The organism is Paenalicyclobacillus ferrooxydans, assembly GCF_001399675.1.
GTDB classification, from domain to species: domain Bacteria; phylum Bacillota; class Bacilli; order Alicyclobacillales; family Alicyclobacillaceae; genus Alicyclobacillus_B; species Alicyclobacillus_B ferrooxydans.
On the sequence record NZ_LJCO01000038.1, the window covers coordinates 61,663 to 86,837 of the forward strand.

Sequence of the window (25,175 nt, forward strand, 5' to 3'; positions counted from 1 at the left end):
GGAAGACTCATTCCGCAGCCTATTTTATTTACGCCCAGAGAGCGCTCGAGAATACAATCCGTAACGATACTGAATTAAACGCCACATCTTCAGGTTGGATTTCAACCGTTTGAACAGAGGATGGCTCGGCCCTGTGTTTTCTTCGATCAGCCACAACTTCCCCTTCGTATCAAGGGCCATATCAAATCCAAGCTCACGGTATTTTTGATACGTGTCAAAGTGATTGGCTGCCTGAAGTGAAACCCGCTTCAATTCCGAAATGCGTCGTTCAATCGTGCTCTTGTCCCAGCCATAGGCTCTTTTCATGGCTTCGGACACTTCAAGCACACTGCCATTACTTAATGCCACGTTGGTCACAACACTTGACTTGCCCGCGATCTTTGCCAACATTCCAGAGTACTTCCAAGCACTTCCGGGTGCTTCACGCTGTACCATCACTCGAATATCGAACGGTCTCCCGCCTACTTTGGCCAGTCGAATCCCTTGTTGAACAATGTATGGTTTGCCGTTTCGCTGCTGATTGATAAAATCCCACGCAGCCTCTGCGTTTTTAAAGGACCGCGTTGGCAAAACCGTCTTCTTGACAAAGACTTGTGTCCCGCTCGACCACACCTTCATGACTCCGACACCACGACTGCCGCCAGACGGTTTCACGTAGACCATACCGTAGTTGCTCAGATACCTTAGAAAAACCTGCTTGGTCATTCGGGCGGTTGCAGGCAGGTACGGACGGATAGACTTGTTTTTTGAAAAATGCCACCACAGCAGGTACTTTCCGAGTTCCGGTTTTCGCCGTTGCCCGAGTTGTCCGTGCCCTGGTTTTCGCCTTTGCATACAATCCCCCCTGTCTACGCCCCATCATATTCAGGGACATATCAGGGGGGGCCGACGGATGAGGGGTATCAGTTGCCCATCTGTCTGTCCAATCAGTCGTTCATCTGTTGACAGCGGTCAAGTTCCGATGCCAGAGACTCACGGAACAAAGCAAGTTCCGTTCCTGGATTGAATAGTGCTTGTTCGTCAAAGGTATGAAACCATGGACCGCCGCGAAAAGGTGCTGTGTTGTGCGGTGCAACCCGGACTTCGACTTTTGTCCCAGTCTCATCTTCGTAAACACGACATGTACGAACGAGTACGTTCGCTGTTTTAGAATCAATCGGGTTACTTACCAACTCAATATCCGCAAGCGGATATTTGGCAAACAACCAAGTCCACTGCCCCACAAACCCTTCACCTCTCTTTGTTTTTTAACAGGCTGAGTTATTTCAGGCAGGCCGTGTCCACAGCAATCAGGACTGCTTTACGCACAAGTTCAGCCGACAAACTCGGAGCATTCTTGTTGCGCGCCGCTTGTTCCGGTAAAAACGGAATATGGATGAAGCCGCCAGTGACACCTCGCTCGGCCCACGGAGACTGCTTCAAGCGTCGCATCAAACCGTAAAGAAGATGGTTGCACACATAGGTACCTGCACTCCACGATTCTTCGGCAGGAATCCCAGCACCCCGAATTGCTTCCACGATGGATCTTACCGGAAGAGAGCTGAAGTATCCATCTGCCCCATCTGTGTCAATCGGTGCTTCTACGAGTGACACGCCGTTGTTGTCCGGAATACGGGCATCGCTCATGTTGACGCCGATCCGTTCCACCGACACTGCACTGCGACCGCCTGCCTGCCCAACGCACACGATGACATCCGGTTGGACGTCATCCATGGCTTGGTACAGCCTTGAGATAGAGTCTCCAAAGACCGTTGGGATCTGTCGTACCACGATCTCTGCTGCGTTAGTTTGTACCCCATCCAGTTCCCGAACGACTTCCCAAGCCGCGTTCACTGGCTCATTGTCAAACGGATCAAATCCCGTCACCAAAACTTTGGTCATCTGTCTCGACTCCCTCACCAGAATCATTCGTCGTTCGATTGACTTTTCTGTTCTTTCGGCAAAACTTCATATTTGATGATAACATCAAACCAGCATCTGCTGACGACTTCTCTATCAAGCAAGTTTAGAAAACCAACCGAAGAGACGCAGCACCCGGATGCATAAAAATCCATCGGATCGAGCGGAGGGAGGCAAACAGCTTGGATGACCGATTTATCTCCTACCTATATTGTTTTAACGAACTCAGGGACTACTTTGAATGTCACGAATACGGCGAGTCTCTGTGGCTCGATAGCGGACGACCGACACTCTTAAAAGGTCTGATTCAGGCAGCCGTATGTTTGTACCACCTCGAAGGGGGTAACGCACGAGGAGGGTGGCGGATGTGGAATCGTGCCCGCGAATACCTCAAGGAGACCGATGAGTACGAAGGCACTGACATTCATCGACTGGTTCAAGACATCGATGATGTGTGGCAGCACGTCCCGGTGGCCTGGCGGCGGGAATCCCTGACGAGGGAACAGGTACAATCCTTGCAATTGCCAACGGTGCAAATTCAAATCAACAATGAAGAACTAAAACAAGTTGTTGCCGATTGGACGATTCCGTCTCACGCACACGAGGAATCTGACTAAATAAAAGGCGACGGCCCCTCTAACCGGGCCGCCGCTGAACCTTTTCCAAGTTGCACCAGTCATGTTGCACCAGTCGCCAAGCAGGCTTCGATTTCACGTACCCTTTGCTTGCTCGGGAGCAGCAGCCGGGCCTGACGCTATGGCCATATTCCGAAAACCACGCCACCCAACGGTTAACGTCAGCAACAACAAGACCCCAGTGATGACAAATACGGAATGAGTTCCATACACACCGCCTATCGCACCACCGATCAGCGGGCCCAACATATTTCCGACCTGGTTGGCCGTTTGATTGAGTCCGAAGGCTCGCCCTCGAAAACTTGGGTCGGTACTTTGGACAACAAATCCGTTGAGTGCAGGGAATACCGCACAGAAAAACACACCGTAGATGAACCGGACGATAGAAAACGCAACGATTTGATGAAACGGAATCTGAAGCAGGTTTCCAACCCCGCCGCCAATGAGTCCGATCAAGAGAACCTTGCGAAAACCTGTTTTATCCGCCATACGGCCCCATCGCGGGGCAAACAGAACACTTGCGATACCAGAGAGTGAGAAGACAAACCCTGCAATCAACGACGTATTCTTGCTTCCCTCTGTCAAACCGCTGATGTACAGCGGCAATACCGGTTCGATGGTCATAATTGAAAATGATGTCATGGTCGTGACTAAGAGTGCTAGACGCAGCGTACGGTTGTGCGAAGCGTCCTTCATCGTCTGGATGACACTTGATCTCGTCTTGGACGGTACGAACGTGTATTCTTTGACCCAAAACAAAACAAGTAGAGATGATAGGAAGACAAGGAAACCGGCACTGGCAAACGACATCCGATAACCCACCACGCGAGAAACGAGTCCCCCGACTAAAGGACCAAGAATTCCACCCGCTGCAGTTGCAGTCGACATCAGTGACAGCGCATAACCAACACGCTTTTCCGGGGTATTCGTTCCGACGAGCGCGATTGCGCCCGGGATGTAACCTGCGAGTAAGCCCTGAAGTGCGCGAAGTCCAAGTAACTCCCACGGAGACTGAACAAACGATGTCAGTATGTAGACCACACAAAGCGCAAATCCGGCGCGTAAAATCATCGGTTTACGACCGTACTTGTCTGCCAGTGAGCCCCAGTAGGGAGATACCAACGCGCCAGCGAGGAAAGTAACGCTGTACAGAGACCCGGACCAAAACTCGAGATGACCATGCACGCCAATCTGCGGTAAGAACAACGGCAGAAAAGGCACCACCATCGAGAAACTCAAGGACGTTACGAGGGCGCCAAACCATAAAATCCAGAGGTTTTTTTGCCATTGTTCCATATACTTTTGTCTCACCCCCGATGTCCCTTTGAACCACTCCACTCGCACCGATTCTACGCTCTTTCGAGGCACGAAGAAATGTCGGTGAAAGGTCAGATTTCGTGAAGAAACCAACTGACCGGACAAGAGCGACGATTAAGTTCCATTTGCTTGCTCTGTCGGCAAATTCCTGCGAAATCTGACAGTCTCAGTGAACAAAGAAACGATTCAGCGGTGTAAAAGGTGCGACACGGCATCAAATAGAATCCAGAGTCCCAATAGGCCGAGGACGCTCCCAGCCAGTCTTTCTGCCCACTCGCCCAAATACGGTTTCAGTTTGTGGCCAAAGGTTAAGCCAACGATGGTAAACAAAAAGGCCTGAACGGCAATCAGGACGATGGTCAGAGCAACCGGAACCCCAATCAGCCCGATTGAGAAACCTACCGCCAATTCATCGAGGCTGATGCTAAGGGCCGTCAAAACCAGGGTAAAACCAGTCAGTCCCCTCTCCAAACGTTCTTCTTCCTCATCCTCGTCTTCAAAGAAGATGAGCCATACCGCAACAGCCACAAGCGCTAGACCGCCCACGAGGGATGCAAAGTCTCCTATCAAACGGCCTGCTCCCTGCCCAATCAACAGGCCAACAAGCGGCATCACCGCTTCTGCGACCGCAAACGTAAAGGCAATCTTCACCTTTCCGGCCGTTTTCACAAACCCGAGTGAAACAGCCATCATCAGCGTGTCCATACCAAGCGATAAAACCAAAGCTATCATTTTGATTGCGAGCATCCGTGCCTGTCCCCCAGGTTATTCTCGTCTATGCTCGTCCCAGTATAGCAAAAAGTCTGCCCCCTAGGGGTAGGGGGCAGATACGCGGTCAGACACGCCGCGAGCGGAACTTACACCAGTTCGAACGCTGGCAACGTCAACTCGTCATCGACATCGTGATAAGCAACTCTGACCGCCTTGCCAATTGCGACTGCCTCTCGCGGCCCCTGAATGCGAGCCATCATTCGTACCCCCTCTCGGAGGTCAATCAGTCCAATTACAAATGGCGTTTCCTTGGCAAACGGTCCAAATGCCCGGTGCACCACAGTGTAGCTGTAAATCACCCCACTGCCCTGTGCAGGAACAAACGAGACAGACTCAGAGAAGCAATGCGGGCAGATGGATCGCGGATAGAAAATGTACTGTTCGCAGTCCTTGCACTGCTGGATCAATAACTCGTGCTGCTTTAGTCCTTCCCAGAACGGGGTTGAATCTCCGTCGAAGACCGGTCTTGGAAACGTCGGATCCACCTTCATCAGTCCCTTCCCAGAATGGCTGTTGACGTCGACGACAAAACGCCGCCTGTACCGTTGACAAGGGCCAACCGAGCATGCTCAACCTGCCGGGGACCGCACTCACCACGCAACTGCCGCGTAGCTTCAATCAACAGAAAGATGCCGTACATGCCCGGATGACAATAGGACAACCCGCCGCCGTTTGTATTCATCGGGAAATCTCCCCCCGGCGCCGTCCGCTGCCCGCTGACAAACGCCCCGCCCTCACCCGGTTTACAGAATCCGAGTGCTTCAAGGGTCAGCAGCACGGTAATGGTAAAGGAGTCGTAAATCTCGGCCACGTCGATCTCGCTGTGCGTCACACCGGCCATCTCAAACGCCCTTTTCCCGGATTCCCGTGCACCGGTGACCGTCAGATCCGGCATGTTAGAGATGGTGTTGTGTGTGTGCGTCTCACCGTGTCCGAGCACCCACACTGGGGCTTTCTTTGCCCGTGCGGCTGCTGCTTTGGACGCCACAACCACGGCACCTCCTCCGTCCGTGACCAGGCAACAATCGAGCAGGTGCAGAGGTTCTGCGATCCACCTGGAAGAGAGGACGTCGGCAATCTCTATCGGTTCACGCATCATGGCCTTCTCGTTCATCGTCGCCCATTTCCGCGTCGCAACCGCGATCTCCGCCAACTGCTCGGAAGTTGTCCCATACTGGTGCATATGCCGCATCGCGGCCAGTGCGTAGGCTCCAACCGGCGTTGGTAAACCAAAGGAGCGTTCGTATTGCTCACTCAGAGTCACATACGGTGACAACCGTTGACGAAGCCGATCCGTTCTTTGCGTGCTGCCGTACGTTATCAGTGCCACATCGAAGAGTCCCGCACGAATGCCAGCCACGGCGTGGCCGAGGTGTGCTTCAAATGAAGAACCCCCGATGTTTGTTCCATCCGTAAATTTTGGTTGAATCCCGAGGTACTCTGCCAACATGAGGTTTGGTGACCAAGCCCAATTCCCGGCCGTGAACAGTGCATCCACATCGCCTTTTTCAAATCCGGCATCCTCAAGCGCGGCTTTTGCTGCCTGCGCCTGCAGCTGCAGGACTGTCTTTCCAGGCGTCTCGCCAAGGTCTGACTCTGCCACTCCCACAATCGCCGCTATGCGTTCTGACGACATCTGCCTCCCCCTCTCATGCATTTCAAACTTGACTCAGCTTGTTTGGCCATGTTTCTGGTCTGTGCAGACGTTTCCCTGTCTCCCGCTCCCGCCTAACATCACGAGATGTTCAGCGCAGTCTCCCGAGCGAGTTCCTTCAGTTTTGTTTTAAGGATCTTTCCAACCCCGTTTCTCGGCAGTCCCTCCACGACTAGCACGCGACGCGGCGTCTTGTATTTCGCCAGGTGCTCCTGACAGTACACGAGTAACTCGTCTTCCGTTGGTTCAGTCCCTGGTTTTGGCACCACATACGCGACAACCTCTTCCCCCATCCGTTCCGATGGAACACCAATCACCGCTGCTTCAGACACGGCTGCATGACGGAGCAACAGTTCCTCCAAATCCCTTGGATAAATATTGAACCCGCCGCGAATGATGAGGTCTTTCTTGCGATCCACGATAAAGAGATAGCCATCTTCATCGATCTTTCCGAGGTCACCCGTGTACAGCCAGCCATCCCGAAGCGCCGCTCGAGACGCCGCCTCGTTTTTGTAATAACCTGGCGTTACGTTGTCCCCTTTGACAATCAGTTCCCCCACTTCACCGGGTGGGAGTTCATTGCCGCTGTCATCGACGATCCGGATTTCAACCCCAGGTATTGGCACCCCAACGGATCCCTGCTTATGTGGAATATCCCGCCGATGCGCCGTAACAACAGGTGCTGCCTCTGAAAGACCATACCCTTCGTATACCTCCGCACCGAACTTGTTCTTGAAAGCTTGCGAGAGGGCAAGCGGCAGGGGTGCTGAACCGGATCCGACAAACTCGAGGCTCGAGAGGTCATAGTGTTCTGAACGGGGATCCATGACCATCGCGTGGACCATCGCAGGTACACCGGAAAAACCGCGTACCTTGTACCGCTCAATCGCTTCAAATACGGATACGGTGTCAAACTTGGAAAACACCACAATCGAGCTGCCCGTCAGGTAGCAGATATTTGCGACGGTCAAGCCATACACATGTGCCAGTGGCAGAACACCAATCGTGGTCCCGCGTTCGCGCTCCCCGTTGCGTGCAGAACTATCCGCATTCGAGTACAGGTTCTTGTGTGTTAAGCAGACGCCCTTTGGTTTCCCTGTTGTTCCAGACGTATAGAGAATGACGGCAATATCGTCGTCCTTCGGAGCATCGTCACGGTCACCGTCGCCTGGATCCTGTTCGCTCTTTGCCTGCCCCATCAAATCGTACAACCCCTGAGCACCGTCGCGCGATGGCCCGTCAACAACAATCACGCGCGGCGGACGTGTCGCGGCGGCCGCTGCCGCAGTGACTTTATCCAGCATCGCTTCGGAAGTCAGGACCACCTTCGTCTCTGAGTCTTCCATAATGAATGCAATCTCTTGCTGGTGCAGGAGATACATCACGGGAACAATGATAGCCTTCGCACGGATAACCGCCTGGTAACCAATGACAACCTCAGGGAGATTCGGCATGCAGACCATCACACGGTCTCCAGGGTGTACACCTAGCCCAGCGAGTGTCGCGGCCATTTGATTTGCGAGATTTCGCGTGTCAACATTGGTATAGGTTTTGTCACCAAAGTACAGAAACGGGTATTCTCCGAACTGTTCAATATTTATCTCGAGCAATGTCTTCAAATTCATACCGTGTTCACCCCTTTTCCACCTCTCAAGTCGAACGCCAAAGTTCCACCTGATAAGACCGCTTCTATGAATTCTCTTTCTGTCGATACCCCCGTAGAAAACTGTGTCGCGCACCGTCCCAAGGCGCCGGCTCCGTGAGCGTCGCTCCCCCCGGTCACCGGCAACCCTCGCAGTGCAGCGACTGTCCGCACAGCCTCTTCTTCCGCTGCCGTACCCGTCCCATTACACGCTTCCAGTGCATCCACATAGTCAAACACAGGTCGGCGCGCCACCTCTTCAATCGCTGGCAACCCCGGTGGCCGGTGGCCGTACTGATAGTACGGGGACAGTTCACTGCGAAAAGGGTGGGCCAGGACCATTACGCCGCCTACTTGTTCCACTTCTCGACGCAGCTTGTCGATCCGGTGAATCCCTGGCACATACTCGTCGAGCCCGTACGCGAGCACGTGTCCGAGCTCAGTCGTCACCTCCACGCCACTGACGACGAGACCGGACACCTGGCGCGCCAGTTCTTCGACGGACCGGCGCGGCCAGACATAATCGTGATCGGTCAGGCAAACCCCCCACCCCGGATGACTCTCACTAAATGTGATGAGTTCAGGCAACGTGATGGAACCATCGTGCGACCCGTTTCGAGTGTGCAAATGTGTCTCCATCCACATCGTCCGGCCTGGGGTTACCCCTGTGAGACGTTCCACGGTTACTGCTCCATTGACTCCCCAACTTTGACGTGTCCACGGAGCAGGTTTCGTGCGATGATGAAGCGCTGAATCTCATCCGTGCCTTCAAAGATCCGCCAAACGCGCATTTCACGATACCAGCGCTCAATCGGGAGTTCCTTCGTGTACCCCATGCCGCCGTGAATCTGCAGGACGCGGTCAACCACGCGGTTTGCCATGTTAGCGCCGTACAGTTTCGCAATCGATGCATCATGCCGATTATCGAGCTTCTGCTCTGACATCCAGGCCGCTTTGAGCACCAGCCAACGGGTCGCCTCAATTTCAACGGCGGAATCTGCAATCATCCACTGAATCGCCTGACGGTCCGCAATCGGCTTACCGAACGTAACACGGGACTTCGCGTGATCAATCGCCATCTGAAGCAAGCGTTCTGCCGCTCCGAGGCCGCGCGCTGGAATCATCCAGCGTCCTTGGCCAATCCACTGCATGCCAAGGTTGAAACCTCCGCCGAGTTCACCAAGGATGTTTTCTTCCGGTACACGGACATTCTCAAACACGAGGGACGCAGGGCCCCATTCGCCCAGGGTGTGAATGTACTCAGAGCGCCAGCCCATCTCCCGGTCCACGAGGAAGCAGGTTACACCGCCGCGGGCACCTTTTTCCTTGTCTGTCACAGCGAAGACCATCGCAAAGTCCGCTTCATTCCCGTTCGTAATAAAGACTTTCTCGCCGTTCAGTACCCAGTGGTCACCGTCTTTGACCGCAGACATGCGGATATTCGCTGCATCGGAGCCAGCTCCCGGCTCGGTCAGGGCGAAACAAGACCTTCGTTCACCGTTAATAACTGGCAAAAGGTAGCGCTCTTTTTGCTCTTCATTGCAGTAGTAGAGAATATTGTCTGCAGACCCGCCGAAACCAAACGGGACAAATGTCCGGCCGAGTTCCATCTGAATGATGGCGGTCATCATTGGACCGAGATCGGCCCCGCCATATTCTTCCGGCGTGTTGATACCCCAAAACCCGAGTGCCTTGGCCTTGTCTTGCAATGCGCGGATTTCTTCCCGGCTCATTCCTGGACGACCTTCGCGCTCGTTTTTCAGCACCTGCTGCTCATAAGGCATCAGTTCTTTGCGGACAAAATCACGAATCGTACGTTGCACCATTTTTTGTTCTTCGTTGAGTGTGAAATCCACCAATCATTCCTCCTGTCACGTTATACCTAATTGGATTCTTTTCTATGGAACACTCACGTGTCCGGTTGCAAGGCGCGTGAAACGAATTCGAACTGACCATCGACGTAGTCATTAATCGTCCGTGCAGTCATCCGGTAGGACCGAGTGACCCACGCGTGGCCAACCTGTACGAGGTTATTTGCCACAAGGTCGATGTCCACATCCGCAAACGCATGGCGCGCACAGCCCTCAGAAAGGACCTTGGCAAAACAAGTAAGCGTTTTCGTCTCCTGGGTGCGCAAGTGCGTCCGAAAGTCTTCAAACGGCCGCAGGTCACGCAATGCAACATAAAAGTGATCTTTGTACCGGTCTATCAACCGATAATAGGCGGACATCAGCGATTTGAGCTGCTGCCACGGGTCCAGAGGTGCATCCGCATAAGGATATACACTCTCTTCCAACTGCTCGGCAATAAACTGCAACATGAGATACAAGAGGTCTTCTTTTTTTCCAACGTAGCGGTATATCGATCCGACGCTCATTCCCGTAGCCCTTGCCAGATCCGGTATCGTGGTACGATCGTAGCCGTACTCCCGGAACAACCGAGCCGCAACGACACACAAAGTCTCTCGTCTTTCGAGCAGAAGGTCGATGTCCTTAATGGAACTTTGTACAGAATGAACGATGCTGAACGGATGAAGGGTATCTCCCGGTGCTTGAGCGGGATAAAGCTGATCATCCGTGTCTACCTCATCTCCTTTACCGAAACTCGTATCTTTCATCGTGTTCCTCCCCGACAACTCATACACCAGGCGAAGTGAACGTTCACTCCGCTGGCAACACTGCGGGTGCTGGTGATACAGGTGTTGGCGATACAGATGCTGGCGATACAGATGCTGGCAACACTGCGGGTGCTGGTGATACAGGTGCTGGTGATACAGGTGCTGGCGATACAGATGCTGGCGATACAGATGCTGGTACTATAAATATTCGGCGCCTGTCTGTTTTTTCTTCCCCCTGACTCGGCGTCCTCAAGATCCGGCTGCCGCCTCAGCCGCGCTGTTGCCTGCACCAGTCTGTACCACAGCAGGCACCCTCATGCCTTGCCTGAGTAACTCAGCGAAATAGTAGATATTGCGGAAGAAAAAGTGGAGGTTCCCTTGGAACAGCCGCAACCGTCGGTACATGATGTTTTGGGACAAGTTGCGCGGCCCGCGGAGCAGTTCTTCCCAATCCTCAGCCGTGCCGCCAAGCACCACCTGAGCTTCTCCACGACGTTCTCCCTTGTCACACCACGTCTCTACAATGACGCCCTCTTGAATCCGGAAATAACTGTACAGGTCCGCATCTGTGTCAGACTTTATCGCTAGTCCGAGGACAATATTCAGATTTGGCTTCCTGGCTTCAATCCATTGCCAATAGTTCTCCTCAACGTTCTGGCGTCGACTGGCATCCGGGCCGCTGTTGGCCTCCGCCGCGAACGCTGCCGCCCATTCCTCGCTCATCAGGTTCAACTGTGACATATCTCCCCACCCCTTATTCAGGCGCTCGTTTCGCTCAACCCCCCGCAGCGTTCTCGGGTTGCACCCCTTGCATCATCCGCTCAAGCTCCGGAGGAATCGGGAGACCAACCATCCCGAGCTTTTTACGCAGATTGGTAATCAGAATGTCTCTTACGGAATCTCGCTCAACACCAAGCGGGGTATAGTCAACCGGTTGCGTGTAGGTTGAACCCATGATCAACATGGTCACCACCGTGTCGTAGACTGCGGTTTTCAGCGACGGATCGTCCGCAAGGAGTTCTTGCAACAGATGCATCCCGAACACCACGTGACGTGATTCATCGCGCGTCGTCGCTAAAAAGCCTTTGTGGAACCCTGGCAGAATCTGATTACGCTTACAAAACCCGAGCGTAATCTTCATTACACTAAGGGCGAGTACGCCTTCAATCCACATGTGATAGTTGGTAATGGCAGATACAAGGAGTCTCTTGTCATGGGGGCGTTGTCGCAGTTGATCGGAGATGTACGCCAGGTAACCGAAGGCGCCGATAAACGTCTCCGTCATGTATTGGTAGGATTGATCGAGCGTGTCCATCAAGTCAGTCGCCTCAAACCCAACGACTTCGCGGTAGAACCGGTCGAAGAAGATTGTGTGCCGGGCCTCATCCTCCATCTGACTGGTCATGTATACTTTGTGCTCGTCTTTCGGAGCGGCGATAATGAGCGGCATGATGTCCACGGCAACCTGACGTTCGCCGTGATGGAACCCGGTCGCAACACGCAAAAACGTATCGCGTTGCAGAGGTGTCATTTTATCCGTCCAGTCTTTCTTGTCTTCCTCGAATGAAAGGTCTGAGATATTCCAGCGCTGTGCCTCGTACTTTCGGTACAAGTCGAGGGGGTACGAACCCGTCGGGGCCTCGATGCCTTCATGGACATAGTCGATGACCTTATCCACATCGTAGTCCCGGTGCAACGTGTCAATGTCGACAACGTCGATCCGTTCTAAAAACTCACTCACACATACTCCTCCTACGGACTCGTCTCAGAAGACCTGTGTCGCGGACGACGGAACTGTGTAAGATGTATCTGCTTCCCGGGCTGGCTCCCGCCGCTTCAGTGCTCGCTCGATGGCATCTGCCAACCTGGCCGTCTTCTCACGTTGCCTGTCTGCTTCCCGGTCGTGAAACTCAGGCATGACTGTGCGGCTGAACAGTTCCAACGACTCGCAGATATGCTCGTGGCGATTGCGTCCCGCCTGGCTGACAAAGATGACCTGGTCAATCCCTGCCTCTTCATAGCGACCAAGCAAGTCGCGGATCTGCGAGGGCGTCCCGATGGCTCCCCGAAGCGCTCCGATGCCATTCTCAATCATCTGCGCCGCGAGCGTCTCTCCCGTCTTGGCTGCAATGTTTCGATCAAAGCCAAACGAGCCCCGGTTCGTTTCAAACTCTCGCCAGATATCGGTTGCACCAGGACGATGGTGTCCGAACACGTAGTAATGGGCCAGCGAGTAGCCGAAAAAGTGAGCACCATCGAGACCGCGCTCAATCGCGGTGGCTTCATCTTCGTGGCACATCAGCGGCAGAACCACGGCCACATTTGGATTGACAGCAAACCCGGCCGGTATGCAAGCATCTGATGCCAGCGTCTGGTAGTAATCGTCCACCCACGCTTTCGCCTGCTCCGGTTCAACAAACGAGAACGACAAAGCACCAATTCCTTTCGTCGCGGCAAGGTGCATCGTGTCGCGGCGGCTGCAGGCGACCCAGAGAGGCGGGTGCGGCTTCTGCAACGGCTTTGGAACGACGTTACGCGGTGGAATATTGAGAAACTCACCATCGTATCCTGCGAAGGGCGTCTCAACGAACATCCTGGTTACAGCGTCAAGGGCCTCTGCCCATTCAGAACGTTTTGTCTCGCGAGCCACACCGAACCCGCCGAGTTCGATGTTCGACGAAGACTCACCTGTTCCAAAATCCACTCTGCCATCTGAAATTAAGTCGAGCGTAGCAACCCGCTCGGCCACACGAGCCGGATGATTGAATTTTGGAGGTAACTGGACAATCCCATGTCCGAGACGGATTTGTTTGGTGCGCTGCGAAGCTGCAGCGAGGAACACCTCAGGTGCAGACGAGTGACTGTATTCCTCAAGGAAATGGTGCTCCACTTCCCAGACATAGTCGTATCCGAGCTGGTCTGCCAATTCGACTTGAGCTAGAGCATTTTTGAGCAGGTGATGCTCATCCTCATCCTCCCAAGGCCGCGGCAGTTGGTGTTCGTAAAAGATCCCGAATTTCAAGTACTCCCCTCCTCTCTATGCGGAAGGATTCAGTTCAACCGTTACCAGTTGGTAACTACCGTTACACCCATGTTTGAAAAGTCACTCATCGCAGATAGGACCGCCCCTGCCTCTTCAATAGAAATCGTGTTTGTAACGAGTCTGCCGGGTTTCAGGACACCTTGCGCGACCATCTGCAGCAATTGTGGATAGCGGTGAACAGGCATTCCAAAGGATCCGACCATTTGAACCTCGCAGCTCACAATAAAGTCAATGGGCAGTGCAATCATCCCCTGCTCAGCGCGGGAAGTCATGCCAATCTGTAAATGCCGACCGCGTTTGCGCAAGGACAGAATGCTGGCCTGACAGGTTGCACTGACCCCAAGGGCATCCACAGAGACATCGGCTCCGCCATTCGTTAACTCCTTAATGGCCTTTACGGCCGGAACCTGCTTTGCGTTGATGGTTGCAACCGCACCGAGTTCCTTCGCAAACGCCAACTTATCTTCCGCAATGTCAACAGCAATGACATTTGCGCCAACCGCAGATGCAATTTGAATGGCGGACAAGCCAACCCCGCCGCACCCATGAACGGCCACCCATTCGCCAGGACGAATCTTTGCTTGGTCAATCATGCCATGAAAGGCGGTCATAAACCGGCAACCTAGTGCAGCTGCTTCGGTGAATCCAACGCTCTCTGGCAAGGTTACAAGATTTACGTCTGCGTCTGGCACATGCACGTATCTGCCAAACCCGCCCCAGTAGGAGAACCCAGGCATCTTACCGTGATCGCAAATGTTCTGATGTCCTTGTTGACACATTGGGCACGTCCCATCACCCTGGCTGAAGGGCACGATGACCCTGTCGCCCGGTTTGAAAGCACTTACATCGGAACCGACTTCTTCAACGACACCGCTGAATTCGTGACCGAGTACGTGCGGCAAGGGCAGTTTCACACCGAGCCAGTCCCAGTCCCCCATCCATGCGTGCCAATCGCTCCTACACACTCCATTCGCTTCCACCCTGACAATGGCGCCCTTACTTGTAACTGTTGGGTCCGGCATTTCTCGGACAGCTAAAGGCTTTTGAAACTCCTCTAAGACTGCTGCCTTCACTCCATCGCCTCCTTATGGCTGATGCACCGACATCGGCTTGCTTCGTCAGTACCGCAATGGGCGCCCTCGCCAGTGATTGCCCACAGTGTGATTATAACAATCTTCAGTCTATTAAGTATATGAGCTCTTAAATAAATTCAGGTCTGCTTAAGGAAAATATCATGAACCTACCAAGCTTGATGGCCCTTGTGAAATGACCGTACCAAGGTCCTCACCTGCACAAACCTTTTTCATTGAGCCCTGAGACTCGAAATTGAAAACGTACATTGGCAGTTGGTGGTCTCTTGCCAACAGAACAGATGCCTGGTCCATCACATGAATGTTCGTTGAAATCACGTCCTGATAACTCAGCGTCCGATATTTTCTTGCCTGCGGGTATTTCTTCGGATCCGATTCGTACACACCATCAACACCGTGCTTCGCCACAAGGATGGCTTCACACCTCGTCTCAATCGCACGTTGGACTGAGGGGTAGTCAGTCGTCACGTAGGGTTGCCCATTTCCTCCAGCAAAGATAACGATGTAGCCTTTGTCAAGGTGATGAATGGCACGAAGACGAATGTACGGTTCAGCCACATCGTGAATTGGAATCGAGGTCATGACTCTGACTTCTCTGTCCGTCTTTGAGGTCAAAACACCACGTAACATCAGACTATTGACGACCGTTGCCAATGTCCCGATGCTGTCGGCTTCGGCACGCTCAATCCCCCATTGTTCTCCCATATTGCCTCGAAAGATATTTCCTCCCCCGACGACTACAGCAACCTGAACGCCCATCTCCGTCAAGGACAAGAGCTCATTCGCAATATGTTCTAAACTCGTTGGAGAAAATCCGAATCCAGCTTCACCAGCCAGTGCCCCACCGCTCAGCTTGAGCAAAACGCGCTTGTACCTCATGCACCCAACCCCTTTTGAATAAAAATAAAGACTCAAGCATCGAATCATGCTTCAGCCTATTTTACCGTTTTCGGCGAGATACGTCGCAAATCGTTCCGTGATTTGAATTCCCTTGTGCCAGTCACCTCTTCCGTCTTCAAGTATCCAGCAAGCTTCGAGTACGCCGCGGGCAATGCCCCACATCGCAATGCGACCGCTGTCTAATCCAAGGCACTCACAGATGATGTCCATGCGCCGGTTGAGCACAGTCTGCGTGTCACCACCCCTGTCTACATGATTGAGCAGGTACTGTATCACGTCAAAATGTAGATCGCCGATAATTCCCTTTGGATCGATGACGACCCAACCGTGGTCCGAAGACTGCAGAATATTGCCGTGATGTAAATCTCCGTGGAGAAGCACATGTTCACGCGTTGACGAGATCAGATCCTCCAAACACGCTTTGGCGCGGTGCACCCAATGAGCGGGTAATGGACCGGAGTTTCCGTTTTTCTTACATTGCTCGCTGTAACGGTCGAGCACGGCAAAATGGTCTCTCACCGACGGAAAGCGACTGCGCAGCGTCTGTTCGGTTCCATGCAGGTTCTGTTTGGATCCATGCAAGGTCTGAAACACATTGCAAAAAATCCTGGTAGCAACGTCATCGTCAGTGATGGTTGATAATGGCGTCCCAGGCACTACATGTTCCAAGACAAGAGCACCCAAATCCCTATCTGCGTCAATCACGTGTACGCCACCTCGCCCCACGAAGGCTTTGAGTGCATATAGTTCGCAGGATAACTCTTCCTTTTCAACAGCAATTTTGACTACAGCACGCTTCCCATCGGGCCTCTCAGCCTTGAGTAGCAGATTCCACGATAAGTCTGGGAAAGGCCCCTGTAATCTGATCCCAAACCTCCCCTCGCACCTGTCCAGCAATGCGGGCAATTCCTGCAGCCATACGTCCGCCCGCTCTCCGTATAATTGGTGGACATGGGTTTTAAACTTATCTGAAACGAACTGCATGACGTTTCCCCTATTCATTGGATTTGCAGGTCTGTCCTGTAGTGAACCAGCCCAACGCTGCACTGTGGAACAACCCGCCCCCATCCTGAGTCCCAGCCATCAGATTCCGAGTGGAATCTTGGCTTCAATCGTCGACATTCCAATCTCATCGATCATTTCAATCAAGACCTCGTTCGCTGTCGTCTCAAAAACCTCATGAAACGTCTCTGTTTCTATCAGGGCATCTTTGAACATGGCTTGATCGGAAATCCGACCGACAGTGATATGGGGCGAGTATGTCAGCGCCCGACACAGGTGCTCGCTTAATGGGCCCGTATAAAGTCTGTCATGCAACTGAATGATGTGATCGTTGCCGACCTTGATATTGAGGAAGAGGTATTCTCCATCCGATCCAGTTATTCCCCTCGCCATAAACCTAAACGGGGCTAGTCCCGCTAAGGATTCCTTCACGTGGTTGACTAGTTTTCCAGTTGGAATCTCACTGTGAAATGGAAATACCAGCGTTACGTGAGGAGGAATCAGGTTCATAAGCGGATCGTACTTCCTGCGAATGGACTGAACGGATTCCACGTTTGGAAACTTAGGAAACAAGTGAATCGCTCGCAAGTACTACACATCCTCTCCGCGTATAAGAAATCCCATGGCAAATCAAACACCCATATATACGTTCAGATCGGGCCGTACATATCACTCGCGTCTCAGCTAGCGTCTGAGAGTCTCAAAGCTCATCTGACGAAGCTTATCGCATGAGGCGTAAATCCATCCGAGCTATGAATCGATTCGATAAGCAGTTGAGCCGTTCCTTCAATAGCACCGTCTAACCCCATGAGGCGTTACGAATTTGCAGTGATCCAGCTCACACCTGGCACCAAGGTAAGAACTATAAACTAGATGTAGCAGTAATCTTCAGGGAGGCGATGACAGTGTGGCACCTCATCTTTTGGGGGTTATTAATTGTCAGTCTCATCGTTGGTGTTGTGGTTGTTGTTCGCCGAATTTTTGAGGGAGAATTATGACATGCCGGTATCCGACAGAGACAGCAGAGACAGCAGAGACGGCCGAGACAGCAGCGACAGCAGCGACAGTTCCAAATGTCGAGCGAGCTTGCACACACAACTCCACAGGGCTTCAACAAGTCGAAAGGAAAGAACGTGCCAATCAATAGATTAGGCGCGTTCAGGCTGTTGAGGAAGTTCATCAGCCAGGCGGTACGCAGACGGGGAACCTCACAGAGGAACTGAGTTCCTCTAAAACCGACGGCAAACTCCCGCGCATCGTCACAGAGGAACTGAGTTCCTCTAAAACAGGCGCCAAGCTCCCGCGCATCGTCACAGAGGAACTGAGTTCCTCTAAAACAGACGGCAAGCTCCCGCGCATCGCTACAATACATAGAGCACACGATGTGTATCCAAGGTGTCGTGATACAGGATTTAAGAGAACCAGGGCTGGGCAGCCTAGCCGGTCAATAGTTCGGCGGGTATTGGGTGAATCTGTAGTCCTGATTCAGTGCGGAGACCTTTGCCATGTCCTCGTCTGTCAATTGGAAGTCAAAGATATCTGCGTTTTCCTCGATACGAGCGGTGCGAACCGACTTTGGAATGGTTACCACCCGGTTCTGAAGATCCCATCGTAAGACAATCTGTGCCGGCGTTTTCCCGTATTTTTCGGCCAACTCCGCAATCGTGTCAGCACTTAAGTTCCCTTTCATCAGAGGACTCCACGCTTCGAGTTGAATGTTGTGGGCCATGCAAAAGTCATGCAAAGTCCGCTGGGTCAATAAAGGATGATACTCCACCTGATTCACAGCAGGAATGATGTTGGCCGTCTGAAACAGCGGCTCAAGATGCCTGATTTGGAAATTACTCACGCCAATCGCCCGGACCAGTCCTTCTTTGTATAATTTTTCAAAGGCGCGCCATGTCTCCTTTAACTTGTCCAGGTTGGGCCAGTGGATGAGATACAAGTCGATATAGTCTACACCGAGTTTCTTTCGACTCTCTTCAAATGCAGCAAGTGTTGTTTCGTATCCTTGATCACTATTTCTCAGTTTCGTGGTGATGAACACATTTTCCCGGTTGAGGCCCGATTCGCGAATAGCCTTACCAACCCCAGGCTCGTTTTCGTATCCTGCGGCAGTATCGATACATTGATACCCGATAGTCAAGGCATGGCGAATCGCCGCGACGACATCGTCACCGTCTCTCGGTTTACCTTGCCAAACACCGAGTCCAAGCCAAGGCATTTTCACACCATTGTTGAGTTCGACAGATGCGCCGACGTGTTCTGCAGCCATGTTTTATCCTCCTCAAATGTCAGCCTTCAGATAATCAGATACCACACGCGCAAACGATGAGGCTTCCTCGGCGTGCGAAAAATGCGCGCTGTTTTCAAACATAACCAGCTCTGTGGCCGAGTTTGAACTCATGTACGCATGTACTTGATCGAGACCCATCACATAGTCGAATTTCCCTTTCAACAACAGAGTGGGATGACTAGGGATACTGCTCAACAAAGAGCGAAAGACCTTTCCTTCCTCAAACAACTTACGTTGATGCGTCCCCGCCTTACTCCACGCCTCGTTCGGCAAAGGTGATTCGGCCGCCATTTGTTCAAAAAAATCAGGGTTTAACCCATGCACGTACAAGAAGTTTCTGTTCTCGCGTAGCCCATTTGTTAAATCCGTGAAATGCGCCCACAGTTCAGACGTTGGTGTCTCAGCAGAACAATATGCCGCATGTAAGCACTTCACAACCATGTCGCCGTTTTGCATCCTTGCGTACTCGAGAGCTGCTCCCTGCAGCAACGATCTTGCAGACAACCCCAAATCAAACGTGGCATTTTCAAAAATCAGTTTCACAATGGATGAAGGATAGGCGTTCGCGTACGCAACCCCCAAGTATCCGCCAAACGAATGGCCCAATACACTCCATTTGGTAATTCCGAGCGACTTTCGGACACCTTCAATGTCTTCAATTAAGCGCTGTAATCCAAATTCTTCGTTTTCAGCAATCTCAGGTGAGCGTAAAACCCCTCTTTGGTCAATGGCAATCAGGCGTACATGGTCCCTCAACCATTCGCGCTGATAGAGGACAAAATCATAGGCACCTGTTCCTGGACCACCATGCAAGTACAAAAGCGGTGGAGCTGATTGGTCACCAATGTCTTCAACAAACAGGTCTGTCATCTCATCATCTCCTTCCTCTACCAGCGATTGTCTGCTGATTGGTATCCTTTTGCATCGTTCTCAAGTCGAGTCCTTAGATCAGACAAGCGACGGAGTCGGTCAGCGTGAATCAATGCATCCGCACGTGTCAGTCTCGGTACCAGGTAGGGCGCTTCAACTCAAACCATTTGTGGTCTTCCAACACACGATTCACGATCTCCATCATCGAGTCTATCGTGTCCGGTACAACCCTCATCGTCCACACGACCAAGGAGAAGATGGTCATGGCGGTGTATGTACTGTACAAGATCCAGAACTCTTCCCCCAACTGTCCCTGTTCAAAGTATCCTTGTATTTGCCCTACGGAAAAAGGAACGCTGACCGCTCTACTAAAGTAGCCGACCTTTAACAGGTCATGAATGGGGTCTCCCCAATCATACCGGTTAAAGTCAATGACCCCAGCGTACTGGCCGTCTAAAACAATGATGTTTCCTACGTGGAAGTCATCGTGCTGAAACCGGTTTGGACGATGCTTCAAGCGAGCGAGGTTATCGTCGATAAAGGCAATCACCTTTGCCGCATCTTTGACCATCACATTGATGCCTTTGTATGCCTCGATGTAACGGCGAAACTTCTTGACAACGCGTTCTTCCCACGGGGCAACATCAGCCGGCGCCTTGTAAGCATGCATCCTGCGAAGGTCTCTCCCTGCCCTGAAGCCGATGTTGAATTGCACATCAGATGGGTACTCCCTGATGCATGCTTCCGCATCCGACCCTTCAATGTACGATAACACGTAATAGCAGACGTCAAGGTCGTCACAGTTCCCAATCTCAATCGGTCTTGGAACCAACAGATTATCCTGATACATCGCTTGAATGAGACGAAACTCCGTTTGCTTACGCGGGTATTGCTCAGCTGTCATCACTCTCAGCAACAGCTTGTCGCCAGACGCTTTAGTTACCAGGTACTTCTGGTCGGCTGAGTACCCCTTGTGGATGGGTTCGACATAACAGTCTTCGTCAAGAGCGCCAATGCGTCTCCTCAGTTGATCCAGTCCGATCCCGTTCGTCATGTAGGAGAGCCTCGCAATCAGAGTGCTTTGTCATCAACGCCAGCAAGATACGCACCAACCGTAGCAGCCACATCTGCAACGCATCCGTCTTCGAACGGCGACCGTAACCCTGCTCTTGTTATCAACTGCTGAAACGGTAGACTTCCGCTCAACTTGGCCAGTGCAATGTACTTCTCCCATGCGCTTGCTTCATCTGCCTGAGCCTCCTGCCAGAACTGGAACGCGCAGATTTGCGCCAAGGCGTAATCTATTGTATAAAATGGCACGCGGTAGATATGGTTAAAAGAGTGAAATCCATACCCTTCTTCTAAATAGGGCTGTCCATTTGCATCAAGGTAAGGCTCGTACGTTCGCTGAATCTCCCGGAACGCCTTTCGCCGTTCTTCTATCGTCCACTCTGGATGGGCATAGGATACCTCTTGAAACTCGTCGTACATTGAGACATAGGCAATTTCACCGAGTGAAGAGACAAGGTGGTCATACTTGAACTTCACCGTATCCTCTAGGAAAAATTGCTCCATCCAGGGCCACGTAAATAATTCCATACTCTTTGAGAAGATTTCAGCGCTTTCCTTCGTCGGATTGCGGTACTCGGGAACGTCAAATCGTTCGTTCATGTACTTTTGAAACGCGTGCCCCGCCTCATGCGTGACGACAATCACGTCAAACGCGGTCCCATTGTCTAGGGAGAAAACAAATGGCGACTTGTAGCCTGCGAGGTAGGTGCAATAGCCCATCATCGCCTTGTTCGGACGGCGTTTCAAATCGAGCAGCTCGTTGTCACGCATAAACTTAAAAAACGCCCCGGTCTCCGGTGACAAGGCATTGTACATGTCAGATGCCTTCCCTTCGATCCAGTCCATGTCACCTTTCGGCGTCGGATTGCCGGTTCCGAACCGATACGACTTATCATAGTAGGTCAGCGTGTCAACGCCGATGCGCTGTCTCTGTTGCTCAGCCATGTCTGCTAAGAGCGGTACGACGTGTTCCTTCACGGCTGTGCGGAACTTTGCCACGTCTGCCTGGGTATAATCCACTCGGCTCATCCTGGCGTAGCCGAGTCCGACGAAGTTCTCATAGCCGAGTTTGCGGGCAATCGACGTACGAACGGAAACCAGGTCATGATACAGATTATCAAAGTCGCTGGCGCGCTCGCTCATCCATGCATACACTGCGTCCCACGCGCTTTTCCGAACTGTACGATCCGGTGATTGATAGTACGGGTTCATTTCATTGAGCGACTTTTCTGCGCCGTCAAACGGAATCTTTGCCTGCGCTAACCAGACCATATGCTTGCTGCTCAGCTCATTTTCCTTGCGAAGGTCGTCCTCAACTTCCGGAGCATAGGTTTTAACGGCAGCCTCGGCCAGTGAAAACACCTGCCTGCCCATTCGCTGCTCGAGTTCAGCGCGGAACTTGGAGTTTAACAGAGCGGTCTTGATTTCGGAGTTCCACCCTTCGAAGGTAGGCAAGGCTGCATCAAAAAACTGTTTCTCCAGCAACATCTGTTCGTCTGATGTATCTTGGGTATGACGGATGAAGGCGACCATGTACATGGTCTCAAACTCGTCGCTCAGGTCGTTGATAGCTTGAAGTACGTTCCACTGCTCTATCTCTGAAGTCGCAGACTCAAACCGGGTCAGTTCTTCATGAAACCGCTTTGACAGGTCCTCCATATCTGGGCGCTGATAGGTCCACTCACTTGCTTTCACAGTGACTCCCCCTTTCGACCAACTTTACCAGATTCCGTCGGCAGTTTATCGAAATATTTGAATGAGCAGAGAAGATGGCGCGAATTTACAGGATATAGGCGCACGGCCATATTGACACTTCATCGCTCCGCCGCTATAGTCGACTACAACACATGATTCACAAAAGTTGCCAGCGAAGCGGAAAGACGCGCCATTATCGCACCTTGTGCGCAGAGATGAATCGCCACCGGCTGCAAGCGATTCTCACAGGTGATAAGGGACACCACTTTCCAGGCTGTCTTGGGGAAGCGTCAGCTGAAACAAGACCGGGACGTACGTTATACGTACTGAGGATACCAGCTTTAGAGGTCGATGTTGCACCTCAATTCTCGGTATCGAATCAGGGTGGAACCACGGGAACTACGTTCTCGTCCCTTTTGGGACGGGGACGTTTTTTGTTTTCCTAAAAACCTCACAAGGAGTGGAGTGACATGTCCGCATTGCAAATGGAAGTGCAAGTAAAGTTGAGGGACGGAGCGACAAGGAGCTATCCGGTCGAAACTCCAATCTCCGCCGTGGCTTCATCCATCAGTACGTCGCTCGCCCGCGAAGCCGTTGCTGCGAAAGTCAATGGCAAAGTCGTCGATCTCTCCAAACAACTCGACGGGAATGCTGAAGTTGAACTGTTGACCCTAAAAGACCCTGAAGGCGTAGATGTCATGCGGCATACCTGTGCACACGTCATGGCACAAGCGGTTGCGCGTATTTTCCCGGGGACGAAATTCGCCATTGGCCCAGTGATCGAAAACGGCTTTTATTACGACTTTGCCGATCACGCTTTTTCACCCGACCATCTGCCTCTGATTGAAGCGGAGATGCACAAGATTATCGAGGAAAACCATCCGGTTATCCGGGAGGTATTGTCCAGAGGAGATGCGCTGCAGTTATTTTCTGACCGCAAGGATCGATTTAAGGTCGAGATTATCCATGACCTTCCCGAGTTCGAAACCATCACGATTTATCGTCAAGGGGAGTTTATCGACCTCTGCAAAGGACCGCATCTGCCATCTACAGGACGGATTAAGGCGTTTAAACTGATGTCCATCGCTGGGGCATACTGGCGGGGCGACTCGAACCGGGAACAACTGACACGTATCTACGCGATTGCGTATGCCAAGAGTACAGACCTCGCCGAACACCTACGGATGCTCGCAGAGGCAAAACGAAGAGACCACCGGCGGCTCGGGCGAGAACTTGATTTGTTCATGTTTTCGGAAGACGCCCCTGGCATGCCAATCTTTCTCCAAAATGGTATGCACATCCGAAATGAACTCGAGCATTTCGAACGGAGCCTGCAGTCCGTTCGCGGTTATGATGAGGTCAAGACACCCGTCATCTTGAACAAGCGTCTGTGGGAGGAATCAGGGCACTGGTTTCATTACAGGGAAAACATGTACGTCACGAAAGTCGATGAAGAGGAATATGCCTTAAAGCCCATGAACTGTCCAGGACACATGCTGATTTACAAGTGCAGACCCCGATCATACCGGGAACTTCCCATTCGCATTGCCGAGTACGGGCACGTCCATCGGCACGAACTCAGCGGATCGCTTGGAGGTATGATGCGCGTGCGGTCGTTTACGCAGGACGATGCTCACCTTTTCTGCAGGCCGGATCAAATTGAAGATGAATTGAAGGGTGTTCTCGACCTGATTGACCAGATTTACAGCGTCTTCGGATTTTCGTATCGGATAGAGCTATCAACGCGGCCGGATGACTCGATGGGTTCAGATGAACTCTGGCAACAAGCCGAAGACGCATTGAAGAAAGTCCTCGACGAATCGAAGGTGGAGTACCGGATCAATCCCGGGGATGGCGCATTTTACGGTCCCAAAATTGACTTTCACATTGAAGACGCCATCGGTCGGATGTGGCAGTGTGCAACGGTCCAACTCGATTTCCAGTTGCCCGAACGATTTGGACTCGAGTACGTTGCTGAAGACAACCAACGCCTGCGCCCGGTTGTGATTCACCGCGCGGTTTTTGGTTCCGTTGACCGCTTCATCGGTATTTTGACGGAGCATTTTGCCGGGGCGTTCCCGTACTGGATTGCTCCGATTCAAGTGCGGATTGCATCTGTCTCCGACGACTTCATCCCATATGCCAAGGACGTGCTGTCCGATCTGCAAGGAGCAGGATTCCGCGTCGACCTCGACGCTCGTTCGGAGAAAATCGGATACAAAATCCGCGAAGCACAGTTGAAGAAGATCCCATATACACTTGTGATTGGTGCGAAGGAGCAAGCGAGTCATATGGTCAGCGTGCGGAAGTATGGCGAGGGCCATCTCGGTGAAATGCAAGTAGAATCACTCAGTGCCATGTTGCACCGCCAGGTGAAAAACAAAGAATTATTGGTAAAACAGTGACAGGATATCGCTGATTACACCGCATACAAATCCCAATTTATAGCGACACTACAGCCGGACTCTAGAATCCATTGGAGGTGTGTAGCATGAGAGAAGGTTTGGTTCCGACTCTGCTGGGTGCTGCTGTCACTGCCACTGGTGTTACGCTGCGAAAACGTCAAGTGAACCCCGTTGTCAGTTGGTCCATCGCTGCCTTCGGCGCAGCACATATTGTGCTTGGCGCCATTGACCTCGTGGAACACCGGCGCTAGAGTCCGACCTTTGATA

General features: G+C 52.3%; 26 protein-coding genes. 3 read left to right on the forward strand and 23 right to left on the reverse strand.

Going from position 1 to position 25,175, the window contains the following annotated elements:
* Positions 1 to 24: 24 nt before the first annotated feature.
* From AN477_RS08155 to pcp, 3 genes are all read right to left on the reverse strand, one after another.
* Complete coding sequence (locus tag AN477_RS08155; RefSeq protein ID WP_054968675.1) at positions 25 to 834, reverse strand: YheC/YheD family protein; 810 nt, start codon at positions 832 to 834, stop codon at positions 25 to 27.
* Between the two features lie 92 nt (positions 835 to 926).
* Positions 927 to 1,223: a hypothetical protein gene (locus AN477_RS08160; RefSeq protein ID WP_054968676.1), complete on the reverse strand. Its 297-nt coding sequence runs from the start codon at positions 1,221 to 1,223 to the stop codon at positions 927 to 929.
* 37 nt (positions 1,224 to 1,260) lie between these two features.
* Complete coding sequence (gene pcp, locus AN477_RS08165) at positions 1,261 to 1,881, reverse strand: pyroglutamyl-peptidase I (RefSeq protein WP_054968677.1); 621 nt, start codon at positions 1,879 to 1,881, stop codon at positions 1,261 to 1,263.
* Positions 1,882 to 2,081: 200 nt separating this feature from the next.
* Here pcp and AN477_RS08170 point away from each other — a divergent pair, with 200 nt between their 5' ends.
* Positions 2,082 to 2,516 carry a DUF309 domain-containing protein gene (locus AN477_RS08170; RefSeq protein WP_054968678.1) on the forward strand — a complete coding sequence of 145 codons (435 nt, stop codon included), beginning with the start codon at positions 2,082 to 2,084 and terminating at the stop codon, positions 2,514 to 2,516.
* A 93-nt stretch (positions 2,517 to 2,609) separates the two neighbouring features.
* On the opposite strand, the gene AN477_RS08175 is transcribed toward AN477_RS08170, so the two are convergent.
* The 20 genes from AN477_RS08175 to AN477_RS08265 form a co-directional block, all read right to left on the reverse strand.
* Positions 2,610 to 3,830, reverse strand: coding sequence for an MFS transporter (locus AN477_RS08175; protein WP_054968679.1), 1,221 nt, complete (start codon positions 3,828 to 3,830; stop codon positions 2,610 to 2,612).
* 207 nt (positions 3,831 to 4,037) lie between these two features.
* Entirely contained in the window at positions 4,038 to 4,598 is a 561-nt protein-coding gene (locus tag AN477_RS08180; protein WP_054968680.1) for a manganese efflux pump MntP, read from the reverse strand.
* A gap of 110 nt (positions 4,599 to 4,708) precedes the next feature.
* Positions 4,709 to 5,113, reverse strand: a complete 405-nt coding sequence (locus AN477_RS08185) for a Zn-ribbon domain-containing OB-fold protein (protein ID WP_054968681.1) — start codon at positions 5,111 to 5,113, stop codon at positions 4,709 to 4,711.
* Positions 5,113 to 6,258: an acetyl-CoA acetyltransferase gene (locus tag AN477_RS08190; RefSeq protein ID WP_054968682.1), complete on the reverse strand. Its 1,146-nt coding sequence runs from the start codon at positions 6,256 to 6,258 to the stop codon at positions 5,113 to 5,115. The genes AN477_RS08185 and AN477_RS08190 overlap by 1 nt, the downstream gene beginning before the upstream one ends.
* Positions 6,259 to 6,356: 98 nt before the next feature.
* On the reverse strand, positions 6,357 to 7,901 hold the full coding sequence (locus AN477_RS08195) for a class I adenylate-forming enzyme family protein (protein WP_054968683.1): 1,545 nt from the start codon (positions 7,899 to 7,901) through the stop codon (positions 6,357 to 6,359).
* The gene (locus AN477_RS08200) at positions 7,898 to 8,599 is read right to left on the reverse strand and encodes a PHP-associated domain-containing protein (protein ID WP_054968684.1); all 702 of its coding nucleotides are present in this window, start codon (positions 8,597 to 8,599) and stop codon (positions 7,898 to 7,900) included. Before AN477_RS08200 ends, AN477_RS08195 begins: the two co-directional genes overlap by 4 nt.
* A 2-nt stretch (positions 8,600 to 8,601) precedes the next feature.
* Positions 8,602 to 9,774, reverse strand: coding sequence for an acyl-CoA dehydrogenase family protein (locus AN477_RS08205; protein WP_157061874.1), 1,173 nt, complete (start codon positions 9,772 to 9,774; stop codon positions 8,602 to 8,604).
* Between the two features lie 53 nt (positions 9,775 to 9,827).
* Positions 9,828 to 10,535 (reverse strand): TetR/AcrR family transcriptional regulator, encoded by a 708-nt coding sequence (locus AN477_RS08210; RefSeq protein WP_054968685.1) that lies wholly within the window; start codon positions 10,533 to 10,535, stop codon positions 9,828 to 9,830.
* A 249-nt stretch (positions 10,536 to 10,784) separates the two neighbouring features.
* Positions 10,785 to 11,276, reverse strand: coding sequence for a hypothetical protein (locus tag AN477_RS08215; RefSeq protein WP_054968686.1), 492 nt, complete (start codon positions 11,274 to 11,276; stop codon positions 10,785 to 10,787).
* Positions 11,277 to 11,310: 34 nt separating this feature from the next.
* Positions 11,311 to 12,276: a ribonucleotide-diphosphate reductase subunit beta gene (locus tag AN477_RS08220; protein ID WP_054968687.1), complete on the reverse strand. Its 966-nt coding sequence runs from the start codon at positions 12,274 to 12,276 to the stop codon at positions 11,311 to 11,313.
* A 24-nt stretch (positions 12,277 to 12,300) separates the two neighbouring features.
* Positions 12,301 to 13,557: an LLM class flavin-dependent oxidoreductase gene (locus AN477_RS08225; RefSeq protein ID WP_054968688.1), complete on the reverse strand. Its 1,257-nt coding sequence runs from the start codon at positions 13,555 to 13,557 to the stop codon at positions 12,301 to 12,303.
* A 41-nt stretch (positions 13,558 to 13,598) separates the two neighbouring features.
* A complete protein-coding gene (locus tag AN477_RS08230) occupies positions 13,599 to 14,651 on the reverse strand; it encodes a zinc-dependent alcohol dehydrogenase family protein (protein WP_054968689.1) in 1,053 nt (350 codons plus the stop codon).
* A gap of 159 nt (positions 14,652 to 14,810) precedes the next feature.
* The gene (gene pyrH / locus AN477_RS08235) at positions 14,811 to 15,548 is read right to left on the reverse strand and encodes a UMP kinase (protein WP_054968690.1); all 738 of its coding nucleotides are present in this window, start codon (positions 15,546 to 15,548) and stop codon (positions 14,811 to 14,813) included.
* 51 nt (positions 15,549 to 15,599) lie between these two features.
* A complete protein-coding gene (locus tag AN477_RS08240) occupies positions 15,600 to 16,553 on the reverse strand; it encodes an aminoglycoside phosphotransferase family protein (protein ID WP_054968691.1) in 954 nt (317 codons plus the stop codon).
* Positions 16,554 to 16,652: 99 nt separating this feature from the next.
* Positions 16,653 to 17,159: a 2'-5' RNA ligase family protein gene (locus AN477_RS08245; RefSeq protein WP_054968692.1), complete on the reverse strand. Its 507-nt coding sequence runs from the start codon at positions 17,157 to 17,159 to the stop codon at positions 16,653 to 16,655.
* A gap of 591 nt (positions 17,160 to 17,750) precedes the next feature.
* Positions 17,751 to 17,918 (reverse strand): hypothetical protein, encoded by a 168-nt coding sequence (locus tag AN477_RS24370; protein ID WP_157061875.1) that lies wholly within the window; start codon positions 17,916 to 17,918, stop codon positions 17,751 to 17,753.
* A 97-nt stretch (positions 17,919 to 18,015) separates the two neighbouring features.
* Positions 18,016 to 18,846 (reverse strand): aldo/keto reductase, encoded by an 831-nt coding sequence (locus AN477_RS08250; protein ID WP_054968693.1) that lies wholly within the window; start codon positions 18,844 to 18,846, stop codon positions 18,016 to 18,018.
* Between the two features lie 12 nt (positions 18,847 to 18,858).
* A complete protein-coding gene (locus AN477_RS08255) occupies positions 18,859 to 19,737 on the reverse strand; it encodes an alpha/beta fold hydrolase (protein WP_054968694.1) in 879 nt (292 codons plus the stop codon).
* Positions 19,738 to 19,864: 127 nt separating this feature from the next.
* Positions 19,865 to 20,791 carry an aminoglycoside phosphotransferase family protein gene (locus AN477_RS08260; protein WP_083486081.1) on the reverse strand — a complete coding sequence of 309 codons (927 nt, stop codon included), beginning with the start codon at positions 20,789 to 20,791 and terminating at the stop codon, positions 19,865 to 19,867.
* 17 nt (positions 20,792 to 20,808) lie between these two features.
* On the reverse strand, positions 20,809 to 22,503 hold the full coding sequence (locus tag AN477_RS08265) for a M3 family oligoendopeptidase (protein WP_054968695.1): 1,695 nt from the start codon (positions 22,501 to 22,503) through the stop codon (positions 20,809 to 20,811).
* 485 nt (positions 22,504 to 22,988) lie between these two features.
* Between AN477_RS08265 and thrS the strand changes: the two genes are divergently transcribed.
* Together thrS and AN477_RS08275 are read left to right on the forward strand one after the other, a co-directional pair.
* Positions 22,989 to 24,908, forward strand: a complete 1,920-nt coding sequence (gene thrS, locus AN477_RS08270) for a threonine--tRNA ligase (RefSeq protein WP_054968712.1) — start codon at positions 22,989 to 22,991, stop codon at positions 24,906 to 24,908.
* Positions 24,909 to 24,994: 86 nt separating this feature from the next.
* Entirely contained in the window at positions 24,995 to 25,159 is a 165-nt protein-coding gene (locus tag AN477_RS08275; protein WP_054968696.1) for a hypothetical protein, read from the forward strand.
* The last annotated feature ends 16 nt before the right edge of the window (positions 25,160 to 25,175 follow it).